Origin of the sequence: Leifsonia sp. SIMBA_070 (assembly GCF_046534635.1) — a bacterium.
Lineage (GTDB): Bacteria > Actinomycetota > Actinomycetes > Actinomycetales > Microbacteriaceae > Leifsonia.
Genome location: NZ_JAWRYK010000054.1, coordinates 1 through 392, shown reverse-complemented (window position 1 = coordinate 392; position 392 = coordinate 1). Strand labels below are relative to the sequence as shown.

The following is a 392-nucleotide window of genomic DNA, read 5'->3' as shown; positions in this document are numbered from 1 at the left end:
CCGAAGCCGCGGCCAAGCTCTTCGCCGAGCACGGATATGACAACACTTCGGTGCGTGCCATCGCCACTGCCGCAGGTGCGGACCCCGCACTGGTGATCCGCTACTTCGGCAGCAAGGAAGACCTGTTTCTGGCTACCATCCACATGCACCGGGCCTTTGACGAGGCGCTGCAGGCACCCCTGCCTGAGCTCGCCGCCCGAATGGTCACGGTGGCGGCGGAGATGCGGGGCACCCGCGCGCTGCATATATACGGCGTCCTGATGCGCGCTTCCGGGCATCCCAAGGTGGGGCTGAATCTGAACGCCGCCATTACCGCGGGTCTCGTGGAGCCGCTGGCCGCCAAGCTGACCGGATCCCACCGCCGGGTAAGAAGCCACCTGATTGTGGCCCAG

Annotated in this window: 1 protein-coding gene; it reads left to right on the top strand. The window is 66.3% G+C overall.

Annotation, left to right across the window (positions count from 1 at the left end; genetic code table 11):
- Positions 1-392, top strand: a 392-nt coding sequence (locus SB754_RS19375) for a TetR family transcriptional regulator (RefSeq protein WP_410784034.1), incomplete at both ends; no start/stop codon positions are given.